The sequence below is a fragment of the Pantoea sp. S61 genome, from assembly GCF_016625145.1.
GTDB classification, from domain to species: domain Bacteria; phylum Pseudomonadota; class Gammaproteobacteria; order Enterobacterales; family Enterobacteriaceae; genus Pantoea; species Pantoea rwandensis_B.
Genome location: NZ_JACVUO010000042.1, coordinates 1 through 9,293 on the forward strand (window position 1 = coordinate 1; position 9,293 = coordinate 9,293).

Here is a 9,293-nt window from a genome sequence, read left to right on the forward strand (position 1 = left end):
GCAGGGTGGCACCAACATCCACTATCTGGAGAAAAAACTCGGCCTGCACGAGAAGTAATCGCAGCGCAGAGCAAACAAAGGCCGGTTAATCCGGCCTTTTTCATTTTTGTTACCTTTGAGGTTGCATAATGGATTGGCGTTTTTTACAAGCGAACAAAGAGGCGCGCTGGGCATTTTATCTGACGCTGGCGTATCTCGCCGTCTGGGGCCTCAGCGCCTGGCTGGGCGGCAATGAGAGCGGCATCACCGGATTACCGCACTGGTTTGAGCTCTCCTGCATTTTCGCCCCGCTGCTGTTTATTTTCCTTTGCTGGTTGATGGTTCGCCTGTTGTATCGCGATATGTCGCTGGAGGATCAAGATGGACAGTGAAATCATTCTGCCTTTGTTAGCCTATCTGGTACTGATCGCCGGATTGTCGGTGTTTGCCATGCGCAAACAGCGTCAGGGCAATTTCCTCACCGAATACTTCCTCGGCAGCCGTTCAATGGGTGGCTTTGTGCTGGCCATGACTATCACCACCACCTACATCAGTGCCAGTTCGTTTATTGGCGGGCCGGGTGCTGCCTATAAATATGGTCTTGGCTGGGTATTGCTGGCGATGATTCAGGTGCCGGCGGTGTGGCTCTCGCTCGGTGTACTAGGGAAAAAATTTGCCATTCTGGCGCGGCGCTACAATGCGGTGACATTGAATGACATGCTGTATGGCCGCTATGGCAGCACACTGCTGATTTGGCTCTCCAGTATTAGCTTGTTGGTGGCCTTTGTTGGCGCGATGACCGTGCAGTTCATTGGTGGCGCGCGTCTGCTGGAAACGGCAGCAGGTATTCCCTACGACACCGGTCTGCTGATTTTCGGCGGCACTATTGCGTTGTATACCGCGTTTGGCGGCTTCCGTGCCAGCGTACTCAATGATGCGATGCAAGGTCTGGTGATGCTGATCGGCACCTTTCTGCTGCTTTTCGCGGTGATCCATCAGGCAGGCGGACTGGAAACGGCCGTGACCAAGCTGCGCACTATTGATCCACAGCTGGTCTCCCCGGAAGGCGTGGGCAATGTCATCAACCCGACTTTTCTCAGCTCCTTTGCCGTATTGGTGTGCTTTGGCGTGATTGGCTTACCGCATACTGCGGTGCGCTGTATTTCGTATAAAGACAGCAAAGCCATGCATCGCGGCATTATTCTGGGCACCATTGTCGTGGTGATTCTGATGCTCGGCATGCATCTGGCGGGGGCGTTAGGTCGTGCCATTCTGCCGGATCTCACTATTCCGGATCGCGTGATCCCGACACTGATGATCACCGTGTTGCCGCCAATGGCAGCCGGCGTGTTTCTCGCTGCGCCGATGGCAGCTATCATGTCGACGATTAACGCGCAGCTGCTGCAATCCTCCGCTACGCTGATCAAAGATCTCTATTTGCGTATTGCACCACAGCACAGCGAGAATGAATCGCGCCTGCGGATGCTATCCGGCACCATCACTTTCGTGCTGGGCATATTGCTGTTACTGGCGGCATGGAATCCACCGGATATGATTATCTGGCTCAATCTGCTGGCCTTTGGCGGACTGGAAGCCGTGTTCCTCTGGCCGCTGGTATTGGGACTGTATTGGGAGCGTGCTAACTCGACAGGTGCTATCAGCGGCATGGTGGTCGGCGCGGCTTGCTATACCTTGCTCGCCAGCCTGAACATTGAACTATGGGGCTTCCACCCTATCGTTCCCTCATTGACCTTAAGCCTGCTGGCCTTCGTGGTGGGTAATTTGTTTGGCAGCACGCCTGAAGCGCGTCACGCTGCAGTGAAATAAAGAGAAACGCTATGCCTTGGATTCAAATCAAAATTAACAGTACCGGCGAAAATGCCGAGCCGCTCAGCGATGCGCTGATGGACGTGGGCGCCGTCTCGGTGACGTTTCAGGATACCCATGACAACCCGGTTTACGAACCGCTGCCGGGTGAAACACGCTTATGGGGCGATACGGATGTGATTGGTCTGTTCGACGCCGAAACCGAGATGGACGATGTGGTGGCCGAGCTGAGTCAACATCCGCTGCTGGGATCGCATTTCCATCACAAGATCGAGCAGATCGAGGATAAAGACTGGGAACGTGAATGGATGGATAACTTCCACCCGATGCGTTTCGGTGAACGTTTGTGGATCTGCCCGAGCTGGCGGGACGTGCCGGATCCGAATGCCGTCAACGTGATGCTGGATCCGGGCCTGGCGTTTGGTACCGGCACCCACCCGACCACTTCGCTCTGTCTCACCTGGCTCGATGGGCTCGATCTTCAAGGCAAAACCGTGATCGATTTTGGCTGTGGATCCGGCATTCTCGCTATAGCCGCCCTCAAACTGGGCGCGTCGCAGGCTATCGGGATTGATATTGATCCACAGGCTATTCAGGCCAGCCGTGACAATGCGGAGCGCAATGGCGTTTCTGATCGTCTGTCGCTCTATCTGCCGCATCAACAACCCGAAAACCTGCAAGCTGATGTGGTTGTCGCCAATATCCTCGCCGGCCCGCTACGTGAACTGGCGCCGCTGATTAGCGTATTGCCAAAAACGGGCGGGCATCTGGGATTGTCGGGCGTATTAGCCAGCCAGGCTGAAGGGGTGTGCGAAGCCTATGTTGAGCGCTTCGAGCTTGATCCGGTGGCGGAAAAAGAGGAGTGGTGCCGTATTACTGGCGTGCGTCGCTAAGCTTGATCACCGGCTGGCTTCGCTGGCCGGTTTGCTGTCTGGCCACCCTAACGGTGAAAGGGATTCACTCTCTGCAGATAAGCCGTAAACCTGCTACCTGAAAGCAATTAAATTAGTACATTTAATAATCACATCGCCGTCATTTCTCTGGCTAATTACCGGATGTAGCGGTTTTTATGTTGTGTTTTTGGGCGTGATTTAAGAAAAACTTTTGCTCACAATTTCAGCATAAATTTTTAATTGACTGAATTATATAGATTATTAGTTGTATCATCGCTGTTAAGGCCGATTTCCTTGCCGATTGACGGCGAATTGTTCAAAGTTTGGCCTTTCATCTTCGTTAAAAAATGCGTAATATACGCCGCCTTGCGAACAGTTAGGGTCACTTCTTTTTCATGCGCATTGGACACCATCAGCTACGTAATCGACTCATCGCTGCACCTATGGCTGGCGTTACCGACAAGCCATTTCGCACCTTGTGTTACGAGAACGGCGCGGGTATGACTGTCTCCGAGATGCTGTCATCAAACCCAGAAGTTTGGGCCAGTGATAAATCCCGTTTGCGTATGGTGCATAGTGACGAGCCTGGAATCCGTGCCGTGCAAATTGCCGGTTGCGATCCTGATGAGATGGCTGCTGCCGCGCGCATTAATGTGGCGTCTGGCGCGCAGGTTATTGATATCAACATGGGCTGCCCGGCTAAGAAAGTGAATCGTAAGATGGCTGGCTCAGCACTGCTGCAGCATCCGTCACTGGTGGAGTCTATCCTCCGTGCGGTGGTGAATGCAGTTGATGTACCGGTTACGCTGAAGATTCGCACCGGCTGGGACAAAGAAAATCGTAATTGTGTAGAGATTGCCCAATTGGCTGAACGCTGTGGCATTCAGGCTCTCACCATTCATGGCCGCACGCGCGCCTGTTTGTTTGAGGGGCACGCTGAATACGACAGCATTCGGACAGTTAAGCAGAGCGTTTCCATTCCGATTATCGCGAATGGTGACATTACTGACCCGCATAAAGCCAGAGCGGTGCTCGACTATACCGGAGCCGATGCTCTGATGGTTGGTCGCGCTGCTCAGGGAAGACCGTGGATCTTCCGGGAAATCCAGCATTATCTGGACACAGGGGAGCTGCTGGCACCGAAGCCGCTGGCTGAAGTGAAGCAAATGCTGATTGGACATATACGGGAACTGCACGACTTTTATGGTCAGCGCAAGGGATACCGTATTGCTCGTAAACACGTTTCCTGGTATTTGCAGGAAAGTGCTCCTGATGACCAGTTTCGGCGCACATTCAACGCCATAGAGGATGCCAGCGAACAGCTGGAGGCGTTGGAGGCATACTTCGAAAATCTTGCGTAAACGAAATAAAGAGCTGAAAGAACTATGTTCGAACAACGCGTAAATTCTGATGTACTGACCGTTTCTACCGTTAACTCACAGGATCAGGTGACGCAAAAGCCACTTCGTGATTCGGTTAAACAGGCACTGAAGAACTATTTTGCTCAACTGAATGGTCAGGATGTAAGTGATCTGTATGAGCTGGTATTGGCTGAAGTTGAGCAGCCTCTGTTGGACATGGTGATGCAGTACACCCGTGGCAACCAGACCCGTGCAGCTCTGATGATGGGTATCAACCGTGGTACCCTGCGTAAGAAGCTGAAAAAATACGGCATGAACTAATTGTTCTTTGCTGCGCTAACGCCAACCCTCGGGTTGGCGTTTTTGTTTGTGCCTCACCGATAGTTTCACTACGTTAGCAACGGATGAAACAATTGTCGCGGATATGGTAACGATAGTTGCAATTGCATCCGTGATATTTTGTCCTTCTTACCGCACGTCTTTTGCCCCTTTTTAGCGCCAGCTTTGTGCGTCATAACGCCCGCCATGCCGCTTTCCCAGTGATCCTGCACTGTTTCTACCGTAACCCTGCAAACGCATACATTTTATCCTGAGTGATGGCTCACACTGCTTCCACATAGTGAAACTATTTGCACTATTTGTGATCGCGTCGTCTCGTCATGCAGCCTTTTGGTGCGCGATAGTAGCCAAAATTTCTGGATGCGTCCTTTTATTAAAAGATCTTTCCAGTGAATTCAGGATTCTGCAAACCTGGCATTACCTTTGCAGAGTCGTGGATGGCTAACCGCCAAAGACAGAAAAAAGCGCACATTAAAGTGCGTGCAAACATAACAACACACGATCTCGCCACACAGGATGCTTTATGAAAAAGATGATGCTTTCCACCCTGGTCGCTGCAGCCTCGCTGTTCGCCGTTACTCAACAAGCGCACGCAGGCACCACGCTGGATGCCATTAAAAAGAAAGGTTTCGTACAGTGTGGTATCAGCGATGGCCTGCCAGGCTTCTCCTACGCTGATGCCAGCGGCAAATTTACCGGAATCGACGTGGATGTCTGCCGCGCTGCTGCGGCTGCGGTATTTGGTGATGCCAGCAAGGTGAAATACACCCCGCTGACGGCTAAAGAGCGTTTCACTGCGCTCCAGTCTGGTGAAGTGGACATCCTGTCTCGTAATACCACCTGGACCTCTTCACGTGATGGTGGCATGGGCTTCTTGTTCGCTGGTGTGAACTACTATGACGGCATCGGCTTCCTGACCCATAAGAAAGCGGGCCTGAAAAGCGCCAAAGAGCTGGATGGTGCCACCGTCTGTATTCAGGCCGGTACCGATACCGAGCTGAACGTGGCTGACTACTTCAAAGCCAACAAAATGCAGTACACGCCAGTGACCTTCGACCGCTCGGATGAGTCAGCGAAAGCGCTCGACAGTGGCCGCTGCGATACCCTCTCTTCTGACCAGTCTCAGCTGTATGCACTGCGTGTGAAACTCGGCAAGCCAGACGATTTCATCGTGCTGCCAGAAGTGATCTCTAAAGAGCCGCTGGGTCCAGTAGTACGTCGTGGTGACGACGATTGGTTCACCATCGTTAAATGGTCTCTTTACGCCATGCTGAACGCAGAAGAAATGGGCGTGAGCTCTAAGAATGTTGATCAGATGGCGGCCAAGCCAACTACTCCCGATATGGCTCACCTGTTGGGTTCAGAAGGTGACTTCGGTAAAGACCTGAAACTTGATAATAAATGGGCTTACAACATCATCAAACAGGTTGGTAACTATCAGGAAGTGTTCGATCGCAACGTGGGTAAAGACAGCGCACTGAAAATCGCGCGTGGCCAGAATGCACTCTGGAACCAGGGCGGCATCCAGTACGCTCCACCAGTACGTTAAGTCTGTTCTGCCAGTCGGGCACCGCACCCTGCGGTGCCCAAGCGTTTTCTTCACTGAGGTTTCAACATGTCACAACGCCCAACCGTAAAGAGGGATTTTTCGTTTGGTAATCCTACGGTTCGCGCCTGGCTTTACCAGATCATCGCGATTGTGGCCGTGCTTGCTGTAGTGGGATATCTGGTCCACAACACAGTAATCAACCTGGCCAACCGCGGCATCACGTCCGGTTTCGGATTTCTTGAGCGCAATGCCGGTTTCGGCATCGTCCAACACCTGATCGATTACACCGAAGGCGATACTTACGCGCGCGTGTTTATGGTGGGGTTGACCAACACCCTGCTGGTTTCCGCACTCTGCATTGTATTTGCCTCCATCCTGGGCTTCGCCGTGGGGCTCGCACGCCTGTCTGAAAACTGGCTGCTGCGTAAACTCTCGACCATCTACATCGAGACGTTTCGTAATATCCCACCGCTGCTACAGATCTTTTTCTGGTACTTTGCGGTATTGCGTAACCTGCCAGGGCCACGTCAGGCACTCAATGCGTTTGATCTGGCGTTTGTCAGTAACCGCGGTTTGTATATTCCGTGGCCCGAGTATGCGCCGGGCACCTGGCCATTCCTGATTGCACTGGCGCTGGCCATTCTCGGCAGTGTTGCGCTTTTCCGCTTCAACCGTAAGCATCAATTAAAGACCGGCCAGTTACGCCGCACGTGGCCCGCCGCTGCAGGTTTGATTGTGCTGTTACCACTGATTGCACACACATTGTTTGGTGCCGCAACGCATTGGGATGTGCCAGAACTGCGCGGATTCAACTTCCGCGGCGGCTTTGTGATGATCCCCGAGCTGGCGGCCTTAACGGTGGCGCTGTCTGTCTATACCTCATCGTTCATTGCGGAAGTGATTCGCTCCGGGATTCAGTCCGTGCCGCACGGTCAGAATGAAGCAGCTCGCTCACTGGGTCTGCCAAATCCTGTCACGATGCGCCAGGTCATCATCCCGCAGGCAATGCGCGTGATCATCCCACCGTTAACCAGCCAGTATCTCAATATCGTGAAGAACTCATCATTGGCGGCGGCCATTGGCTATCCCGATATGGTGTCGTTGTTTGCCGGTACCGTGCTGAACCAAACTGGCCAGGCGATTGAAACTATCGCGATCACCATGGCGGTCTATCTGATCATCAGCCTGCTCATTTCACTGCTGATGAACCTCTACAACCGCAAAATTGCGCTAGTTGAGCGATAAGAGAACGGGATCATTATGTCTGTTACCACACACGATACATCGCCTGCACCCAGCAATCCGTTAGGGAAAGCCTGGCTGTGGGCGCGCAAAAATTTGTTCTCCAGCTGGCTGAATACCCTGCTCACGTTGTTCAGCTTCTGGATTATCTGGAGTGTGATTCCACCGGCGCTGGAGTGGCTGATTTTCCAGGCCAACTGGATTGGCGAAACACGTGCAGATTGCACCAAAGCAGGTGCATGCTGGGTATTCATCCACGCACGTTTTGGCCAGTTTATGTATGGACTTTATCCGCACGAACTGCGCTGGCGCATTAATCTGGCGTTAGTGGTTGGCTTAGTGTCGATCATTCCCATGTTCATTAAGTCAATGCCACGCCGTGGTCGCTACATTGCCTGCTGGGCGGTAATCTACCCGATTGTTGTCTGGCTGCTGATGTATGGCGGCTATCTGGGGCTGGATCGCGTGGAAACCCGCCAGTGGGGCGGCCTGACGCTGACGCTGATTATTGCCTCAATTGGCATCGCCGGCGCGCTCCCGTTGGGGATTCTGCTGGCGCTGGCTCGTCGTTCAAAAATGCCAGTGGTTCGCACCCTGTCAGTCATTTTCATCGAGTTCTGGCGCGGTGTACCCTTGATTACCGTGCTGTTTATGTCATCGGTGATGCTGCCGCTGTTTATGGCTGAGGGCACAACCATCGACAAGCTGGTACGTGCGCTGGTTGGAGTGATTCTGTTCCAGTCCGCTTATGTTGCAGAAGTGGTACGTGGCGGCTTGCAAGCGCTGCCAAAAGGGCAGACTGAAGCAGCAGAATCACTGGCACTCGGCTACTGGAAAACGCAGATGCTGGTTATTCTGCCGCAGGCACTCAAGCTGACCATCCCCGGATTAGTGAATACCATCATTGCACTGTTTAAAGATACCAGCCTGGTGATCATCATCGGCCTATTCGATCTCTTCAGTAGCGTGCAGCAAGCCACCGTTGACCCCACCTGGTTGGGTATGTCGACCGAAGGCTATGTGTTTGCTGCCATGGTTTACTGGATTTTCTGTTTTAGCATGTCGCGCTATAGCCAGCATCTGGAGAAGCGCTTCCACACCGGGCGTAAATCGCACTGAGGTTTTACATGACACAAATTATGACTAATGCGGCTGACGCCATGATGATTACGCTCGAAAACGTGAATAAATGGTACGGTCAGTTCCATGTTCTTAAAGATATTAACTTACTGGTGAAACCCCGCGAACGCATTGTTCTTTGCGGGCCTTCGGGATCCGGGAAATCGACGACTATTCGTTGCATCAATCATTTAGAAGAGCATCAACAAGGCCGTATCGTAGTAGATGGCATCCATCTTAACGATGATGTGCGCAATATTGAGCGTGTACGCACCGAAGTCGGCATGGTATTCCAGCATTTCAATCTGTTCCCGCATCTTACTGTGTTGCAAAACTGCACGTTGGCACCGATTTGGGTGCGTAAGATGCCGAAGAAAGAAGCGGAAGAGTTAGCGATGCATTATCTGCAACGCGTGCGTATCGCGGAACATGCCCATAAGTTTCCAGGACAGTTGTCAGGAGGGCAGCAACAACGTGTGGCGATCGCGCGTTCGCTGTGTATGAAACCGAAAATCATGCTGTTCGATGAACCCACCTCAGCACTCGATCCAGAAATGGTGAAAGAGGTTCTCGATACCATGATTGGTCTGGCAGAAGATGGTATGACGATGTTATGCGTGACGCACGAGATGGGCTTTGCGCGTACTGTGGCGGACCGGGTGATCTTTATGGATCGCGGAGAGATCGTTGAAGAAGCGCCGCCGCAGGAGTTCTTCGCGAATCCTAAATCAGAACGTACACGCGCCTTCCTTTCTCAAGTTATCCATTGATATTCAATGAGCTACTTAAGCCTCTGCACAATCTGTGCAGAGGCTTTTTTATGCCCGTAATATTATTTCGCATTGACTCATTTCGACGTTTTTGGTGAATCTTGAGCCTGGATGCGAGTTTTAAACATACAAAAAAGCCCTGAACTTTCGTTCAGGGCTTCTGTGTTTGATGCCTGGCAGTTCCCTACTCTCGCATGGGGAGACCCCACACTAC

At 52.4% G+C, this 9,293-nt stretch carries 9 protein-coding genes; all 9 read left to right on the forward strand.

Features of this window, described 5'->3' with window-relative positions:
• The first annotated feature begins 128 nt into the window (after positions 1 to 128).
• The 9 genes from IAE30_RS29520 to IAE30_RS29560 all read left to right on the forward strand — a co-directional run bounded on the left by IAE30_RS29520 (position 129) and on the right by IAE30_RS29560 (position 9,079).
• Entirely contained in the window at positions 129 to 371 is a 243-nt protein-coding gene (locus IAE30_RS29520) for a YhdT family protein (RefSeq protein WP_045816979.1), read from the forward strand.
• A complete protein-coding gene (gene panF / locus IAE30_RS29525; protein ID WP_038644357.1) occupies positions 361 to 1,806 on the forward strand; it encodes a sodium/pantothenate symporter in 1,446 nt (481 codons plus the stop codon). Before IAE30_RS29520 ends, panF begins: the two co-directional genes overlap by 11 nt.
• Positions 1,807 to 1,817: 11 nt before the next feature.
• Positions 1,818 to 2,699, forward strand: a complete 882-nt coding sequence (gene prmA, locus IAE30_RS29530; protein ID WP_038644356.1) for a 50S ribosomal protein L11 methyltransferase — start codon at positions 1,818 to 1,820, stop codon at positions 2,697 to 2,699.
• Positions 2,700 to 3,094: 395 nt separating this feature from the next.
• A complete protein-coding gene (dusB, locus tag IAE30_RS29535) occupies positions 3,095 to 4,060 on the forward strand; it encodes a tRNA dihydrouridine synthase DusB (protein WP_038644355.1) in 966 nt (321 codons plus the stop codon).
• 24 nt (positions 4,061 to 4,084) lie between these two features.
• Positions 4,085 to 4,381 (forward strand): DNA-binding transcriptional regulator Fis, encoded by a 297-nt coding sequence (gene fis, locus IAE30_RS29540; protein WP_003855228.1) that lies wholly within the window; start codon positions 4,085 to 4,087, stop codon positions 4,379 to 4,381.
• A gap of 541 nt (positions 4,382 to 4,922) precedes the next feature.
• The gene (locus IAE30_RS29545; RefSeq protein ID WP_200536553.1) at positions 4,923 to 5,948 is read left to right on the forward strand and encodes an amino acid ABC transporter substrate-binding protein; all 1,026 of its coding nucleotides are present in this window, start codon (positions 4,923 to 4,925) and stop codon (positions 5,946 to 5,948) included.
• 66 nt (positions 5,949 to 6,014) lie between these two features.
• A complete protein-coding gene (locus tag IAE30_RS29550; protein ID WP_034830186.1) occupies positions 6,015 to 7,193 on the forward strand; it encodes an amino acid ABC transporter permease in 1,179 nt (392 codons plus the stop codon).
• Positions 7,194 to 7,208: 15 nt separating this feature from the next.
• Positions 7,209 to 8,309, forward strand: a complete 1,101-nt coding sequence (locus IAE30_RS29555) for an amino acid ABC transporter permease (RefSeq protein ID WP_045816977.1) — start codon at positions 7,209 to 7,211, stop codon at positions 8,307 to 8,309.
• A gap of 8 nt (positions 8,310 to 8,317) precedes the next feature.
• Positions 8,318 to 9,079: an amino acid ABC transporter ATP-binding protein gene (locus tag IAE30_RS29560; protein ID WP_034830190.1), complete on the forward strand. Its 762-nt coding sequence runs from the start codon at positions 8,318 to 8,320 to the stop codon at positions 9,077 to 9,079.
• The last annotated feature ends 214 nt before the right edge of the window (positions 9,080 to 9,293 follow it).

Coding starts and splice junctions, on each gene's coding strand:
- IAE30_RS29520 (WP_045816979.1), top strand. CDS start 129: ATGGATTGGCGTTTTTTACAAGCGAACAAAGAGGCGCGCTGGGCATTT.
- panF (WP_038644357.1), top strand. CDS start 361: ATGGACAGTGAAATCATTCTGCCTTTGTTAGCCTATCTGGTACTGATC.
- prmA (WP_038644356.1), top strand. CDS start 1,818: ATGCCTTGGATTCAAATCAAAATTAACAGTACCGGCGAAAATGCCGAG.
- dusB (WP_038644355.1), top strand. CDS start 3,095: ATGCGCATTGGACACCATCAGCTACGTAATCGACTCATCGCTGCACCT.
- fis (WP_003855228.1), top strand. CDS start 4,085: ATGTTCGAACAACGCGTAAATTCTGATGTACTGACCGTTTCTACCGTT.
- IAE30_RS29545 (WP_200536553.1), top strand. CDS start 4,923: ATGAAAAAGATGATGCTTTCCACCCTGGTCGCTGCAGCCTCGCTGTTC.
- IAE30_RS29550 (WP_034830186.1), top strand. CDS start 6,015: ATGTCACAACGCCCAACCGTAAAGAGGGATTTTTCGTTTGGTAATCCT.
- IAE30_RS29555 (WP_045816977.1), top strand. CDS start 7,209: ATGTCTGTTACCACACACGATACATCGCCTGCACCCAGCAATCCGTTA.
- IAE30_RS29560 (WP_034830190.1), top strand. CDS start 8,318: ATGACACAAATTATGACTAATGCGGCTGACGCCATGATGATTACGCTC.